The following is a 16,011-nucleotide window of genomic DNA, read 5'->3' as shown; positions in this document are numbered from 1 at the left end:
CGGCAGTTGGTCCGTGACCCAAGTCGCCGAGCTGGACGAAGACGGTGTGGTTCATCACCGCCAGCAACTCAACGGGGCCGTCGTTCAGGCGGCGGCGTTGGGTGGTAACGATATACTCTACGGCGGCAACGGCAACGATCTGTTGGACGGCGGCCAGGGCAACGACGTGCTGGACGGCGGGGCCGGCCGCGACATCCTGCAAGGCGGCCTAGGTAACGACGTGCTGTACGCCGACGAACAAAACGCCGAAGCGGGGTTGGGCTCGGTCCCGGCCGATCGTCTGGGCGACTTTCTCAGCGGCGGTAGCGGTGACGACATGCTGATCGGCGGCGGCCGTTCCGACGCGTTGATGGGCGGCGAAGGTAGCGACTGGCTGGCAGGCGGCGCCGGCAACGACATCATTTTTGCGGATGCCGACTACACCACCCAAGCCAGCGACTGGACCTTCGCCAAAACCGACCAGACCTACCCCTTCGCCGACTCGACCCGGCCCAACCTGAACGGCGTCGGCCTCAGCCCGGTGACCGGCGCACTCGATACCGGCCAAGGCGGCGACGATATCGTCTATGGCGGCGACGGCGGCGATTGGGTCATGGGCGGGCGTGGCGATGACGTCATTTACGGCGAAAACGGCATGGATGCCCTCGACGGCGGCGCCGGCAACGACACGGTTTACGGCGGTGCCGACGATGACGCGCTGGAAGGCGATTTAAACGCCGACATCGCGCAACACGGCAATGACTACCTGGACTTAGGCGCGGGCCAAACCCAGCAATTCGCGCGGGGCGGCGGCGGTAGCGACACCATCATCGGCGGCGATACCGCGGACCATATCGAGGGCGACGTGATGATTGTCGGCCTTGCCGCCGATTACCACGGTGACGACACGATCGATGCAAAAGGCGGGAATGACAACGTTTGGGGCGAAGGCGGCGCCGATACGATTTACGGCGGCGAGGGTAACGATTACCTCGAAGGCGACGCCACCGGCATAGCCGCACCGTATCAAGGCGATGACGAGCTGTATGGCGAAGCTGGCGCCGATCAGCTGATCGGCGATGGCGGTAACGACACGCTGGATGGCGGCTTGGACAACGACACCCTGGCGGGCGGCGACGGTCATGATCGGTTAATGGGCGGCGAAGGCGACGATGTGCTGCAGGGCGATGATGGCAATGACACCTTGGATGGCGGTGCCGGCATTGACCGTTTGGAAGGCGGCTTGGGCGACGACACGTACCTGAACCTCGGCGGCGACGATGTCATTCACGACAACGAGGGACGCAATACCTTGCAATTCGCCACGGCCAGCGGCATGGCCGCGGGGGGATTGTCCATCTCGCATTTTGGCGACCAAAATCAATTCATTCGTTTGGGCATCGGCTTAAATAACGGCGATACCGTTCATATCGAAAGCGCGTTTTTCGGCGCGGAAGCGAATCTGGATTTCGCGGACGGCACCCGATTGGATTTGGAAACCCTGGTCGGTACGACGCTGACGACCACTTTGGGTCTGAAATTGGGCGACGACGGCGGTGTCGTCTACGGCGGCGCCGGCAACGATCGCTTATACGGCGGCACCGGCAATGACGGGCTACGCGGTGCAAACGGCGACGATGTACTGTTCGGCGACGCCGGCGACGATACACTCACCGGCGGCGCCGGCAGCGACCAGCTCACCGGAGGCCTGGGCAGCGACACCTACCGGTTTAATCTTGGCGACGGCCAGGATATTTTGCTATCGACGATCGACACTGCCGCCGGAAAGATCGATAACTTGCAATTTGGGGATGGCGTATCGGTCGGCGACATACGAATGAGTACCTTAGGTACTTCTTTGATCATCGCTATCGACGGAACCACCGACAGCCTCTCGGTGGTGGATTTTTTAGCGCAAGACGATGCATTGAATACGGCCAACCCTTTGCAGCGCATTCAATTCGCCGACGGCACCGTGTGGGAATTGGCCGATATTCTGACGCGCTTGTTCAGTGGCACCGATCGCTCGGAAACGATTGGCGGTACGCTGAATGACGATACGATCCACGGCCAAGGTGGGAACGACACTTTGGCCGGCAAAGCCGGGAACGATACTCTGGACGGCGGTTCCGGCGCCGATAGTTTATCGGGTAACGAGGGCAACGATCTGCTCGGCGGCGGCGATGGCGACGACCGCTTGGTCGGCGATGCGGGCAACGACACGTTGGCTGGTGGCGTCGGCAACGATACGCTCAACGGCGGACTGGGCAGCGACGTTTACCGTTTCGGACGAGGCGGCGGTCAGGACGTGATCGAATCACTGTACGACAGTGATATCGGCAAGCTCGATAGCCTGCTCTTCGAGGCGGATGTTTCCCCCTCGGATTTGGTATTCACTGCTTCAGGGACTTCGTTAATCATCAAAATAGCCGGAACCGACGATCAAGTGACGGTACGCGATTTCTTTTTCCAGAACAATCCGGGCAACCCGTACAATCCATTACAGCAAATTCGATTTGCCGATGGCGACATTTGGCAATTGACGGACATTCTAGCGAAAGTCTATGCCGGCACAGCAGACGACGACTGGTTAATTGGCACGTTAGCCGATGATTCCATCCAAGGTCAGGCGGGTCGCGACACGTTAAACGGGCTGTCGGGAAACGATACCTTGGATGGCGGAGCCGACGCGGATCTTTTGTCCGGCGGCGACGGCGACGATGCGATCCTCGGCGCTAACGGTGATGACAATCTTGAGGGCGATGCCGGAAACGATGTTTTCGACGGCGGCACAGGGAATGACACGCTTGACGGTGGGTTGGGTAGCGACATCTACTGGTTCGGTCAGGGCGATGGGCAAGACCTGATCGTTTCGGTCGTCGACGGTACCGTCGGCAAGGTCGACACTTTGCGCTTCGCAGCCGGAATAGCGCCGGATGACTTGGTTTTAACGATGACCGCCACCGACTTGGTGATCCGTATCGCGGGTACCACTGACCAGCTGACTGTCCAAGATTTCTTCTACCAAAATACTCCCGGCAATAACCGAAATCCATTGCAACAAATTGTGTTCGCGGAGGGGACTGTTTGGGACTTGGCCGCGATAAAAGCGAAGGTTTATGCCGGAACCGACGCCGATGACGCACTGAGCGGCACGCCGGACGGCGAAGCGATTCAAGGCCAAACGGGAAACGACACGTTGAGCGGCCTCGCGGGCGACGACACGCTGGATGGCGGCGGCGGCAACGATAGCCTGACCGGCGGCGACGGTAACGACATCCTATTGGGCGGTAGCGGCGATGACACGCTGATTGGGGATGTCGGCGACGATCGCTTGGACGGCGGGAGCGGAAACGATGCGATCTACGGCGGCGCGGGTAGCGATACCTATTGGTTCGGCAAAGGCGATGGTCAGGATCAACTCTTCTCGACCAACGATACGTCACTTGGCAAGCTCGATACCCTACAGTTTAAATCCGACGTTACCTCCGCCGAAGTGATGCTTGCCTCATCAGGCACCTCGCTGATCGTCACTATCGCTGGAACCAGTGATCAGATTACGGTTCGCGACTTCTTTTATCAGGACAGTTCCGCCAATTCCTATAACCCGCTACAACAAATCCGATTCGCCAATGGCACCGTTTGGGGATTAGCGGACATCGAGACCCGGTTGTTGGCGGGCTCCAACGCAGACGATCTCCTAAACGGTACGATCGGCGCGGATATTATTTCCGGTCAAGCCGGCGACGACATCCTGTACGGTAAGGGCGGTAACGATACGCTACTGGGCGGCGTGGGCGCCGACATCCTCTACGGCGGCGACGGTAACGACCAGATTGACGGCGAGGATGGCAGCGATCAACTCTATGGCGATGCCGGCGACGATCTGATGGACGGCGGTGCAGGTGAGGACTATCTGTCAGGCGGAACGGGTCGGGACAGTCTGCAAGGCGGCAACGGTAACGATAGTCTTGACGGAGGTGCCGGCGAGGACGTATTGGTGGGAGGCTCCGGCGACGACGTTTACTATGTCGATCAACTGTCTGATCTGATCACGGAGTTATCCGACGAAGGCATTGATACCGTTCGCGCCACATCCAACTATGTGTTGTCGGCCAATCTGGAAAATCTGGTGTTGGAAAGCCCGGGGCTCTATTCGGAAGGTACCGGTAACGCACTCGACAACCACCTTACCGGCAATGATCAGGATAACCGGCTCGATGGCGGCGCTGGCGTGGACATTCTTGAAGGTAAGGGTGGCGACGATCGGTACATTCTAGACACGCTTGACGATCAAATCATCGAAACGCTGGATGGTGGTTTCGACGCTGTCGAAATTTCCCAAAGCTACACCTTGAGTAATTATCTCGAAGAGCTTGTTTTGACTGGTTCGGCGAATATCGACGGCACCGGCAACCAGTGGACGAATCAGTTGATTGGCAACGACGGCGACAACCATCTTTGGGGTGAGGCCGGATTTGATTTGCTGTTCGGGGGAGACGGCAACGATGTGCTGGACGGCGGTACCGAGGGCGACTATATGGCGGGGGGCGACGGTAACGACACCTATTACACGGATGACGTTGCGGATGGTGTGGAAGAATCGTTCGACGACGGCGTTGACGTGGAAATTCGTAGCTTTGACACGAACAGATCGTTGGCGAACGACGTCGAAAACCTGACCTTGGCGGGCGCGGCCTCACAGGGTTACGGCAACGATCTAGACAATGTGATTTCCGGAAATAGCGGCGATAACGTCCTGTGGGGAGGACAGGGTCAAGATACCCTGCTTGGCGGACAAGGTGCGGATTCACTCTTCGGTGATCGGGGTAATGACGTATTGTTTGGCGGACAAGGTAACGACTACTTATCTGGTGATATTGGTGACGACGTGTACGTATTCAATCTCGGCGATGGTCAAGATTTCATCGATACGACGGATTCGCAGGACGCAAACGACTTATTGCGGCTTGGCCCGGGTATTGCCGACACCGACGTGCTTGCGTTCCAATACAACAGCCACTTGTTCCTAAGGATCAAAGGCACTAACGACCAAATTGGTTTTAACGACTATTTTGGCGCGGAATTTAGCTTGGACGGTGAAATTGCCGATCATAAAATCGACGCGATCGAATTCGATAACGGTGTCATCTGGGACCAAACCATGATTCAAACGGTGGTCGATCGAGCTACCAACAATCATGCGCCGACGGTCAATAGTTACCTGCCCTCGCTACAGGCCCGCGCCGGTGATGTATTCAATTATGTGGTGGCGGCAAATACTATCGTCGACGCCGACCCTTGGGACTCGATCATTTACAGCATCAAGATGCAAGATGGTTCCGAGGTCCCAACATGGTTGCATTTCGATCCTGGTACTCGGGTGATGTCGGGTACACCCACGGCGACGGATGTCGGGACGTTCTCATTCGTATTGTGGGGTACCGACAACTACGGTTACGCGGCCGGCGAATATGTCACCCTAACAGTACGAGCACCCAACAGAGCCCCTGTATTATCAACCGCATTGGTAGATCAAGTCGCCCCGCAAGGCGCTAGCTTTAGCTACGCAGTGCCGGCATCGTCTTTTACCGATCCTGATAACGACACTTTGAGTTACAGCGCGACACTTGCGGACGGCTCCGCATTGCCGGTTTGGTTAACGTTCAATGCCGCGACACGTACTTTCACCGGCACGCCAACCGCGTTAGGTACGCTGAGCGTAAAGGTGACGGCGAAAGACACGGACAATCTGACCGCGACCGACGTGTTCGATATCGTGGTCAATGTTCAGAACCTTACCGTGAATGGTACGGCCGCAGCGGAAAGCTTGAATGGCGGCGCAGGTAACGACCTACTCAACGGCTTGGGCGGAAACGATACGATTAACGGCGGTGCCGGAAACGACACGCTCAACGGCGGTACCGGTACCGATTCTCTGTTGGGCGGCGCCGGCGACGACACTTACGTGGTCGATAGCGCCAGCGATGTGGTTACCGAGGCCGTTGGCGAAGGCAATGATGGGGTTCAAGCCAGTGCGACCTACTCATTGAGCGCGAATGTCGAAAACCTGACCTTGACCGGTTCTAGCGCCATCAACGGCACCGGCAATTTATTGAATAATTTACTAATTGGCAATAGCGCTGCCAACACGTTAACCGGCGCCGCCGGCAACGATACGCTAGACGGTGGTGTAGGTAATGACTCGTTGGTAGGCGGCGCGGGCGACGACACTTACTTTGTCGATAGCGCATCGGATGTCATCACCGAGAATGCTGGGGAAGGCACCGATGTCGTGAACAGCGCGGTGACGCTAAGCCTAACGACGAACCTTGAGAATTTGGTACTCACCGGCTCTTCGGCAATCAACGGCACCGGTAACACGCTGAACAACGTGATAACAGGCAACTCTGCTGCTAATTCGCTGTCCGGCGGCAGCGGTGTCGACACCTTAATCGGCGGGGCAGGCAACGACACTTATGTGGTCGATAACATCGCCGATATTGTGACCGAGAATAGCAACGAAGGGATTGATCTGGTTCAGTCGTCCGTGACGTATACACTGGCGGCTAATATCGAAAACCTGACCCTCACCGGTTCTACCGCAATCAATGGCACCGGCAACACGATGGACAATACCCTCACCGGCAACAGCGCCGCAAACTCATTGTCGGGGGGTGCTGGTAACGACACACTCAACGGTGGTGCCGGTAACGACGCGCTAATTGGCGGTAGCGGCAACGATACCTATATGGTTGATAGCGTTTCGGATGTCGTTACCGAAGCAGCAGGCGAAGGTATTGATTCGGTCCAGTCCAGTGTTACCTATACGCTGGCAGCTAATGTCGAAAACCTGGCCCTAACCGGGACTAGCGCAATCAATGCCACCGGCAATGCGTTGGATAATGCCCTGATTGGCAACAGCGCCGCCAACAAACTCACTGGTGGGGCCGGGAACGATGTTTTGGACGGCGGGACCGGAAACGACACGATGGTGGGTGGCATGGGAGACGATAGCTATTTCGTCAACGTCAGCACCGACACCATTACCGAAAATGCCAACGAAGGTATCGATACGGTAAACTCAGGCGTCGCATTGACGCTTGGCTCAAATCTTGAAAACCTAATCCTGACCGGTACTTCCGTCATCAACGGCACCGGCAATACCTTGGACAATCGGCTTACCGGTAACAGTGCCGCCAACAGCCTCTCCGGCTTGGCCGGCAACGATACTCTGGACGGACAGGGTGGCGCGGATACGTTGACCGGCGGCACTGGCAACGACACCTACGTTCTGGGCCGGGGCTACGGTGCCGACACCGTGGTCGAGAACGATGCGACGGTGGGTAATACCGACGTGGCCCAGTTCCTGACCGGCGTGAGCGCCGACCAGTTGTGGTTCGTCCATGCGGGGAACAACCTGGAAGTCAGCATCATCGGAACGTCGGATAAGCTGGTCGTGCAAAACTGGTATAGCGGCAGCGCCAACCACGTCGAGCAGTTCAAGACCACGGACGGCAATTTGACCTTGCTGGATAGTCAGGTCGAGAGTCTGGTGTCGGCAATGGCGGCCTTTGCACCGCCGTCGTCGGGCCAAACCACGTTACCGACTAATTACCAAACCGCGCTGGCGCCGGTGATTGCGGCCAACTGGCAATAAGCGGCGTCAGCGTGTCCCATCCCCGAGGTCAAGCATCTCGGGGATGGGGCGTTGGGGCGCCAACTTTGGTTGAATGAGTTCCCAAGAATCCCTTGGTTCCGCGCTCGAGAATGACGCTCGGTGCTGTTGAGCGCCGCCTCGTTTGTGGAAACGAAAAGGAATGGAAGCGGCCGCTGTTTTGACGGGCTTGTTAATCCCGCCGCCGTAACCGATCCAGCCATCCAAGCTGCGCCGGCAAACACACCGTGTTGAGATCGTAGCGCTCGATCACCGTTTGCCGGGCGTTGTGCCGCATGGCGGCAAACCCCTCCGGCCCCGCCTTTAAACCTTCGATGACTCGTTCGGCAATCTCGCTGGGCGAGAAGAAATCCACCAACCAACCGTTATCGCCGTCGCAAATCACTTCTTGCACCGGCGCGGTATTCGAAGCCACCACCAGACAGCCGGCGGCCATCGCTTCCAGCACCGACCAGGACAACACGAAGGGATAGGTCAGGTAGACGTGGACCCTCGATAGTTGCAGTATCTTCAGAAAGGTCGGATACGCCACCTTGCCCAAAAAATGCACCCGCCGCCCATCCACGGAATCGCCAAGTTCCGCCTGTAACTGTTGACGATAGGTCTGCCCCGGCGGCAGGCGCTTGCCGTAACTGACCTCATCGCCGCCGACGATCACGATCCGTGCCTGGGGCCGGGCCGCCAGGATGGCCGGCAGACTGCGCATGAAGCTGGGAAAACCGCGATAGGGCTCCAGATTGCGGGCCACGTAAGTGACGACTTCGTCGGTCCGACTCAGCGTCAGCCCGGTTTGCGCCAGGGATAAGGCCGCATCCGGGTTCGGGCACACGCTGCTCGTGTCGATGCCGTCGTGGATGACGTGCAATTTGTCGTGGTAGCCGGTCGGATAGCGCGATTTCTGCCAGTGCGTCGGACAGAGTCCGGCATCGACCGTATCCAAGGCCAAATAATTACCCAGATTCTTGGTCCGCAAGCGCGGTCCGTCGTCGAAGGCGGTCGGCTCGTTCGGATCGAAACCAACATCGGCGCCGCTCAGCCGGTAAAAAAACTCGAAGTAGCCCAGCAGCGGCGACCGCGGGAATACCTCCTTCAAATACCAGATCTCGCCCCAGCCGTTATGACCCAGCATCAAATCCGGTACGAAACCGGCCCGTTTTAAGTCCAGGGCGATGCGGGCAACACTTTGAGCGTTGATCACCGCCGTTTCGGTTTCCCGCAAATATTGGTGAACGCTGTGCGATCGTGCCCGGTGCGGTCGGTAGACCATTTTCCGCACGCCCGGCAGTTCGCCTTCCGAACGTTGGGTGATAAACACGACTTGATGGCGGGGATCGGCGGCCAGATGGGCGGCCAAGTGGCGATACTGGCCGGGGAAATTTTGATGGACGAATAGGCATTTCATCGGAGCTTAGCGCTTGATGTTGGGTTGTTTGCGGTGTGTGTCGTCGTTTGGCGGATCGGCGAATACCGTTCTATGGCGTTCATCACTATTTGGCGCTGATAGCCGGCCGACCGTTTCCGTATCGCCCTTCAGACTGCTCGATCAGGTCCCGTCCCAACAAACCGCTGCTGGTGAACAAGCGCAAGCGGGCCGCTCGCCAGTCGGCGAGGGTGCGCAGGCGTTCCTGGCGGGCGTCGGCCAACGCGGTCTGGGTATTCAGCAGTTCCAGAATGTCGGCGGCGCCTTTGTCGTAACGCCGCCGGGAGCTGTCGACCGCGGCTTGCGCGCTGTCCAGCCAAGTCGCCGAATAGCTGAGGTTGCGCAGCGCGGCTTCGGCCTCGGCGTGGGCCTTGACCACATCCAGCAGGGTCTGCCGCTCGGTGTCGGCCAGTTCGGCCGCGCGCTGCTCGGCTTGGGCCTGAGCGCCGCGGATTTTGTAGGTGCGGACAAAGCCTTCGAACAGTGGGATGGTCAGATTGATACCGATAGTTTCCACTCTCGTTTGGTTTTGCGACAGGGCTTGATTGGGGTAGCCGTTTTGATAGGCGTTCAGGCTAAAGTCCAGCGTCGGCAAACCTTCGGCGCGGGCCTGCACGATACGTTCCTTGGCGGCTTCCCACTGGGCTTGGGCCGCGACGATGGCCGGATGGCGGCGCTGGGCTTCGGCCAGCCAGGTTTGCAAATCGCGGCCGTCTTGGGCCAGCGTCTCGCCGGCCACCGCCGTGTCGACGTTGTCCGGCAAATTCAGTAGCGTTTCCGGCGCGATACCCATCGCCTGGCGCAGTACCGCCAAGGCCTTGCGGTAGTCGCCGTCGGCCCGGCTGCGTCCCAATGCCGCCTTGGCCAGGGCGGTTTCGGCTTGCAGGGTATCGCTACGGCCGCTGACGCCGCCGGCCTCGCGGCGGCGGGCGCTCGTCAGGGTCTGGCCGGCCAGGGCCTCGCTATCGGTCTTGGCCTGCCGTTGGGCGTTGGCGGTTTGGGCGTCGAAATAGGCTTGAATCACGCCGTCCAGGATGCGTTGAAACACCGCGTCTTGATTGGCTAGCGCTTGGGTCAATAGCCAGTTGGCGGCGGCCAGATTGGCCGCGCGGCCACCGAAGTCGAACAAGCGCCAACTCAGATTGCCGTATAAGGTAAAGCCGTCGGTCTCGCTCGAGGGGATGGATGAATCCGGATATTGGTAATAACTGTTCAGATGGTTGACGGCCGCGTTCACGGTCGGCCAATATCCGGCCTTGGCCACGCCGAGATTGGCGGCCTGGATTTTGAGTTCGGCCCAGGCGGCTTGGGCTTGGGGATGATTGCATAGCGCCAGATCGACCGCGTCGTCCAGCAGCAACGGCGTTGCGAAGTCTTTTTCAACCGGACAGACGATGCTTTGCCGGTCGCCCGGCAACACCGCGCCCTGCGTCAGCACTGGCGGCCGGGTATTGAGCGGATCGTCGAGCACGTCGGGAATGTTGGGTACGGGGGATAGATCAACACTTAGGGCCAACTCGGGCATTAGGCCCAGCGCCACACTCAGCGCCAGTGCCGTGGCCGAACGGCCTGGGCGGCACGCTGTTCGCACCGTTTTGGCGTTAACGCTCACGCAAGCTTTCCCGGCCGTGCTGCAACAGCGGCGTCAACACGTATTCGATGACCCGGCGCCGGCCGGTTTTGATGTCGGCCTGGATCGACAAGCCGGGCGACAGCGCGGCATCATGGCCGTCGACCGCCAGCGTGGCTTGGTCGAGGGCGATGCGCACGCTGTAGATCAAGCCTTTTTTCTCGTCTTGAATCGCATCGCGCGACATGTGGGCCACCTGGCCGGTGACGGTGCCGTATTTGGTATAGGGGAAGGCGTCGATCTTGACTTCGGCGCGTTGGCCTTCCCGCACGAAGCCGATGTCTTTGTTTTCCAGGGTGGCTTCGACTTCGACCGTACTGTCTTGCGGCACCAATTGCAGCAGAGGCTGGGCCGCCGCGACCACACCGCCGACGGTATGCGCCGCCAATTGCAGCACGGTGCCGGCGACCGGGGCGCTCAGTTTCAATAACCGGCCGTGGGCGTCGGCGCGGGCGGCGTCCTGCTCGGCGTCGCTGGCCAGTTTGCCGGCTTGGGTGCGTTCGTCGAAGGCCAATTTGCGAGTCTCGGCAATCAGCGCGGCGCGCTGGTTTTTGGCGCTGTCGAGCTGGCCTTGTAGCTCGATGCGGGCTTGTTCCTTTTCCAGGTAGGCGTGCGGGGCGACGTCGTGGGCCTCGGCCAAGGCTTGAAAGTCCCGAGCTTGTTGCGCGGCTAGCGGCAGCGCCGCTGCGTAGCGGGCGATGTCGCCGTCCAGACGCTGCCGCTTGGCGATGAAGTCGCGGTATTGGCCCGCCAAATGCGCCAACGCGGCTTGGTACTTGGCCGCGGGTACCTCGGCGGGACAGGCGAAGGCCGGCGCCTTGCCATGATCGATGGCGTCGATCAAGGCCTCGGCCCGCGCCTCCTGCAAGCGGGCTTCGATATAGTTGGCCCTGGCCTTGTCGCGTTCGGCGTCGAAGGCGCTGCTGTCCAGGTCCAGTAACGGGTCGCCTTGCTTGACGAACTGGCCTTCGCGCACGTAAATCGCCGCGACGCTGGCGGTATCGAGCGAGGCGATGGTCTTGGTACGGGCGCTGGGGATGATCTTGCCTGCGGCGTTGACGATGATGTCCACTTCGCCCAGACAGGCCCAGGCCAGCGTCGCGGCGACCAACGCCATCAACAGCCAAGCCACGCCGCGGCCCAAGGGCGACACCGGTTTGGCCTGCAAGGCTAGGGCCGCCGGCAGAAACTCGGCTTCGTCGTTCGAGAGTGGCGGGCGATCCAGCTCTCGGCGCCGTTGCCAGAAGTAACGGAAGGTGTCGCGGTAACGGCGCCACAGTTCGGCGTAGGCTTGCAATCGGTGGCGCAGGCTCATGCCCCGGCCTGCTGCAGTTGGTACAAGTGGGCGTAGATGCCGTTCGGTACTTGCAGTAGCTCTTGATGCCGGCCGGTCTCGGCAATCTGGCCGCGTTCCATGACCACGATACGGCTGGCGTCGCGCACCGCCGACAAGCGGTGAGCGATGATCAATACGGTACGGCCCTGGCAGATGCGGCGCATATTGTCCTGAATGACTTTTTCCGATTCGTAGTCCAAGGCGCTGGTGGCTTCGTCGAAGATCAAAATCCGCGGATTGCCGATCAGCGCTCGGGCAATGGCGATGCGCTGGCGCTGACCGCCGGACAAACCGGTGCCGTGTTCGCCGACCAGGGTGTCGTAGCCTTCCGACAATTCGCAGATGAACTCGTGGGCGCCGGCCAGTTTGGCGGCTTCGATGACGGCTTCGAACGGCAAGGCCGGGTTGACCAGGGCGATGTTGTCGCGAATCGAGCGGTTGAATAAGGTGTTTTCCTGCAACACCACGCCGATTTGCTGGCGTAGCGAGGCGGTGTCGATAATGCCGATGTCGTGGCCGTCGATCAGTACCCGGCCGCGGTCCGGCACGAACAGACGCTGCACCAGTTTGGTCAGGGTGCTTTTGCCGGAACCGGAGCGGCCGACGATGCCGATCACTTCGCCCGGCGCGATGTTTAAATTCACTGCGCGAATCACGTCCGGCGCATCCGGCCGGTAGCGAAACGAGACTTGGTCGAATTCGATGGCGCCGGCTATGCGCGGCAGCCGGGTTTTTGGGCCCATGATTTCGCTACGGGTGTTGAGAATATCGCCCAGGCGGCGCATCGAGATGCCGACTTGTTGAAAGTCGTTCCACAGCTGCGCCAACCGTAAGATCGGCGCCGAGACCTGACCGGACAGCATGTTGAAGGCCACCAGTTCGCCGACGGTCAGTTGGCCGTCGACCACCAGCGTGGCGCCCAGCCACATGATGGCGGCGGTCACCAGTTTGCTGATCAGGTTGACGCCGCCGCCGGCCAAGGTCGCCGCCTGCGTCACCGCCAGGCCGGCGGACACGTAAGCGGCCAGTTGTTTCTCCCAGTGCTGGGTCCAACGCGGTTCGACCGCCATCGCCTTGACCGTGTCGATACCGCTGATGGTTTCGACCAAAAAGGCCTGACTCTCGGCGCCACGGTTGAATTTCTCGTCGAGTCGAGCCCGAATCACCGGGGTGAACGCCACCGACAACAAAATATACAGCGGTATCGATACCACGACGATCAGGGTCAGCCACGGGCTGTAGTACAGCATCACGCCGATGAAAATCACCGAGAACAGCAAATCCAGCAACAAGGTGATGGCATTACCGGTCAGAAACGAACGGATATTCTCCAGCTCGCGGACTCTGGCGACCGAATCGCCGACCCGGCGCGCCTGAAAATAAGCGGTCGGCAGGGCCAGCAAATGCTTGAACAAGCGGGCGCCCAGTTCCACGTCGATCTTACTGCTGGTATGAGCGAACACCCAAGTGCGGATGCCGGACAAGGCGGCTTCGAACAGCATCGCGCCGATTAAGCCGATCGCAATCACGTTCAAGGTCTTCATCGCGTGGTTGACCAGCACCTTGTCCATCACCACCTGGAAAAACAGCGGCGTGACCAGGCCGATCAGTTGCAACACCAGCGAAATCAACAGCACTTCGCCGAACAGCTTGCGGTACTTGATCAGGGCCGGAATGAACCAGGTGAAATCGAATTGCGCGGCCTCGCCGGCATAGCTGGCCTTGGAAGTGAAAAACAGCAGCTCACCAGTCCAGCAGGCCAGCAACTCGGCCAACGTCAACACCGCCGGCGGCTCGCCGGGGCGCTGGATCAGGACTTTGGCGGCGTCCGCCGAGCGCTGATTGCCGGCCGATTGGCCGCCTCGAGTCGAAACCGCGGGCGCCGGCACGCCGGCATCGACTTTGGCCAGGATGAAGTAGCGGCCGTCGATGTCCTTCGCCATTGCCGGCAACGGCGCTAACGCTAAACGTTGCGGGTCTTGCCGGCGTAACTGGGCGGTCAAGCCCACGCGTTGCGCGGCCAATTGCAAGGCTCGGTGGTCGAAACGGTAGCGCCCCTCGCGATCCGGCACCAACATCGGCCCAAACTCGTGGCGCAAGGCCGCTTCGTCGGCGGCCACGCCGTGGAAAGCGGATATCATCAATAACGCGGCTAGTCCGGTGTCCAGGCCTGGAGAGTTTGGATTCGCTGATGTCATTGCGAGTAGCCGGTTAGAACCGGCACGTTTATCAGTGGGAAAACACTGAATACACTGACGGAGCTGACGAATCGCAAATCGAACACGGGCATCCTTGACTAGAGGCGAATGAAATACAGGTTGGTAAATTTGAGCTTTGTCGCTAACGGCAAGCCCGTTCTGCGAAAAGACCGGGCAAATCTAGTCTGCGTTGCGGCATTTGTCTAGAGGAACGGGTTGGCAATGTGTGGGAGCGCCAAGATTGAAAGATCGTCAGTGATTACACAGTGAAATTGAGTATAGGCGCCACCGGCTGTTTTGGAACAGGAATCACTGGTGGGTTTGCGGTCGGAATGGGTGGCGGCTTTAATCGGAATATGCAGATATAAACGAAATAGCAATCATCATCAGTCCAGCAGCCGAACATCGCCATTCCTTCAGGGCCATTTCTGGCGGTATAAGCAGCATGGAACGCTCCCCGAAGGACGTACAATTCACCCGATTCATATTCTTGACGGCATAGCGTGATTCGGTGCCAGCTCATTGATTTTGTCATCCCATGCTCGCTTTCCAATGGAAGCTTATGTCGAAAGCAAGTGTAAGCCTGTTATTGGCTAATGCCAAACTTGGGGAGGCGTTACGATCCTCGAAGTAAGGGGAGTGATTTGCAATCGAGAATTAAAAATAGATTAGCAAGTAAAAGGCTGGTTCTGAGTTAAGCAATTGCCACCGATTACTGTCATCGGTGACCCAATTGTCTGGTTTGAATGAAAGCTGCTATCGGCTGAAACAGTGATTCATCGTCACGACGAAGCTGGACTGAGCATAATGCCAAGTCGCTTAAATCGTAAGCGGTCCTTTAACAGCATCTGTATAAACAGCTCGAAAGGAACGAAGATAGTGTCCACTTATAATCAGGTGGACACCTATGAAGGAGCATAACACGCGATTATCGCGGCCATTAATCGTGGGGCACGGGCGAGACGGCCGTTGCCTTTATGATCCGGAAGCCAAGCGGGAGCTAGTGAAAGTTTGCTTGCATTCGGGCACATCGGTTGCCAAGATCGCTCTGCAATACGGTATCAATGCCAATCTGCTGCGCAAGTGGATGGGGCATTACCGAGAAACAGGACATCCGAATCCGAACAGTCCATTAACGTTGCCGGCTTTTGTGCCCGTTCAGTCGCTGAGCGCAGAGAAACCGGCTGAGTCAGCGCTCAGTGCGGAGTTGCCCAACGGCGTTAAACTCGCGTTACAGCCTGTCGAGCTGAGCGACCTGCCGGTGATTTTGAAGGCGTTGGCCGAGCTGCCATGTTTCGTTTCGACGCAGGATTGAAGGTCTACCTGCACCGCGAGCCGGTCGACGGCCGCAAGGCCATCAATGGTTTAGCGCTGCTGGTTGAGCAGGCATTAGGCTTGAATCCGTTCGAGCCGGCCATCTACGTGTTCAGCAATCGCCGGCGGGATCGGATCAAACTGCTGTTGTGGGACCGCACCGGTTTTTGGTTGATGCTCAAGCGGCTGGAAGCCGACCGTTTTCACTGGCCGAAAGAGGCAGCAGTTGTGACGTTGACGGTCGAGCAACTCCACTGGTTGTTAGCCGGTATTGACTTGGCCGCGATGCGGCCGCATCCGGCACGAACCTATACCCAAGTAGGCTGAAACGCGGATGTAAAGCCGGTAAAATAACGGCATGACGCCCACCATCACGCTGTCCACCGAAGACTACCAAGCCTTGCTGGCCGAGCAGCAACGGCTGGCGAGTCAACTGCGGTTGGTGACGGTCGAGCG

Annotated in this window: 7 protein-coding genes; 3 read left to right on the top strand and 4 right to left on the bottom strand. The window is 59.0% G+C overall.

Translation table 11 applies throughout. The features are described from left to right. Positions 1-13 precede the first annotated feature (13 nt). Positions 14-7,639 (top strand): calcium-binding protein, encoded by a 7,626-nt coding sequence (locus BJL95_RS24750; protein ID WP_071158720.1) that lies wholly within the window; start codon positions 14-16, stop codon positions 7,637-7,639. Between the two features lie 190 nt (positions 7,640-7,829). Here the strand turns inward: BJL95_RS24750 and BJL95_RS13800 are convergent, their stop codons facing one another. The 4 genes from BJL95_RS13800 to BJL95_RS13785 form a co-directional block, all read right to left on the bottom strand. Then, positions 7,830-9,059: a glycosyltransferase family 4 protein gene (locus tag BJL95_RS13800; protein ID WP_071158718.1), complete on the bottom strand. Its 1,230-nt coding sequence runs from the start codon at positions 9,057-9,059 to the stop codon at positions 7,830-7,832. A gap of 85 nt (positions 9,060-9,144) precedes the next feature. Beyond that, the gene (locus BJL95_RS13795; RefSeq protein WP_217631689.1) at positions 9,145-10,689 is read right to left on the bottom strand and encodes a TolC family protein; all 1,545 of its coding nucleotides are present in this window, start codon (positions 10,687-10,689) and stop codon (positions 9,145-9,147) included. Then, positions 10,679-12,022: an HlyD family type I secretion periplasmic adaptor subunit gene (locus BJL95_RS13790; RefSeq protein WP_071158716.1), complete on the bottom strand. Its 1,344-nt coding sequence runs from the start codon at positions 12,020-12,022 to the stop codon at positions 10,679-10,681. The genes BJL95_RS13795 and BJL95_RS13790 overlap by 11 nt, the downstream gene beginning before the upstream one ends. Then, complete coding sequence (locus BJL95_RS13785; RefSeq protein WP_071158714.1) at positions 12,019-14,241, bottom strand: type I secretion system permease/ATPase; 2,223 nt, start codon at positions 14,239-14,241, stop codon at positions 12,019-12,021. The genes BJL95_RS13790 and BJL95_RS13785 overlap by 4 nt, the downstream gene beginning before the upstream one ends. 907 nt (positions 14,242-15,148) lie before the next feature. Here BJL95_RS13785 and BJL95_RS13780 point away from each other — a divergent pair. Both BJL95_RS13780 and tnpB read left to right on the top strand, forming a co-directional pair. Next, positions 15,149-15,556 carry a transposase gene (locus BJL95_RS13780; RefSeq protein ID WP_254786668.1) on the top strand — a complete coding sequence of 136 codons (408 nt, stop codon included), beginning with the start codon at positions 15,149-15,151 and terminating at the stop codon, positions 15,554-15,556. Continuing rightward, on the top strand, positions 15,532-15,882 hold the full coding sequence (gene tnpB, locus BJL95_RS13775) for an IS66 family insertion sequence element accessory protein TnpB (protein WP_064031840.1): 351 nt from the start codon (positions 15,532-15,534) through the stop codon (positions 15,880-15,882). Before BJL95_RS13780 ends, tnpB begins: the two co-directional genes overlap by 25 nt. The last annotated feature ends 129 nt before the right edge of the window (positions 15,883-16,011 follow it).

Origin of the sequence: Methylomonas sp. LWB (assembly GCF_001856095.1) — a bacterium.
Taxonomy (GTDB): Bacteria; Pseudomonadota; Gammaproteobacteria; order Methylococcales; family Methylomonadaceae; genus Methylomonas; species Methylomonas koyamae_A.
This window is presented reverse-complemented; position numbering and strand designations above follow the sequence as displayed.

Bases quoted from the DNA above. Each gene is read 5' to 3' on its own strand.
- BJL95_RS13800 (WP_071158718.1), bottom strand. From the start codon at position 9,059: ATGAAATGCCTATTCGTCCATCAAAATTTCCCCGGCCAGTATCGCCAC.
- BJL95_RS13790 (WP_071158716.1), bottom strand. From the start codon at position 12,022: ATGAGCCTGCGCCACCGATTGCAAGCCTACGCCGAACTGTGGCGCCGT.
- BJL95_RS13785 (WP_071158714.1), bottom strand. From the start codon at position 14,241: ATGACATCAGCGAATCCAAACTCTCCAGGCCTGGACACCGGACTAGCC.
- BJL95_RS13780 (WP_254786668.1), top strand. From the start codon at position 15,149: ATGAAGGAGCATAACACGCGATTATCGCGGCCATTAATCGTGGGGCAC.
- tnpB (WP_064031840.1), top strand. From the start codon at position 15,532: ATGTTTCGTTTCGACGCAGGATTGAAGGTCTACCTGCACCGCGAGCCG.